Consider the following 666-nt stretch of genomic DNA (forward strand, 5'->3'; position numbering starts at 1 on the left):
AAATTTATTGTTTTCATAACTTATTTGTTAATTTTAATTTCTCCCAAATAATCTTCGTTATCACATTCGATCACTGGCATAAAAAGCAAATTAGCATCATTAATTCTAAAGACTGTTGCTAATTTCTCACCCTGCTGAAGTAATACTTCTACGTGGTCAGTATTGGTAATTTTGCATGCCATTCCTAATCTAAATACCAGTTTAGCAGAGAAATATGAGATTCCAATTTTTATCTTCTTTGCTGGATCAACTTCTTTTTGAATGGGAATTGCTTTAACCTCACCTTCACCTTCGCATACAGGACAATCACAATATTTCTCATAGAATTTATCATTCCATTCATGCTGAAATTCAACCTCTCCCTCTCCTTCGCAACAATCGCATGTTTTAGTAACATCAACTTTGGGACATTCCTTAATTATTGACCGGATATCCTTAATGTCAATTTTTCCAAGGACACCCCCTGTTTCAGGAATAACACTAAGAACATTCTCATGATTATAATCTGTCAATTCCTGAACATCAGGCGTAAGATCAGCATTAATTATAACCATGGTAAACGCATCAGTTGCAATTGCTTTATCCCCAATTCTGAATGGATTATTTTGCCATTCTCTCATCTCATCATCATTGACAAATAGATTAAGCAGCTCCGTATAGTTTATG

General features: G+C 34.2%; 1 protein-coding gene. It reads right to left on the bottom strand.

The genetic code is table 11. The features are described 5' to 3' along the window. Positions 1-20: 20 nt before the first annotated feature. On the bottom strand, positions 21-666 hold a 646-nt coding region (locus tag AC1DG9_RS27555; RefSeq protein WP_477635763.1), incomplete at its 5' end, for a hypothetical protein.

Source organism: Pedobacter sp. 05L430, from assembly GCF_056397585.1.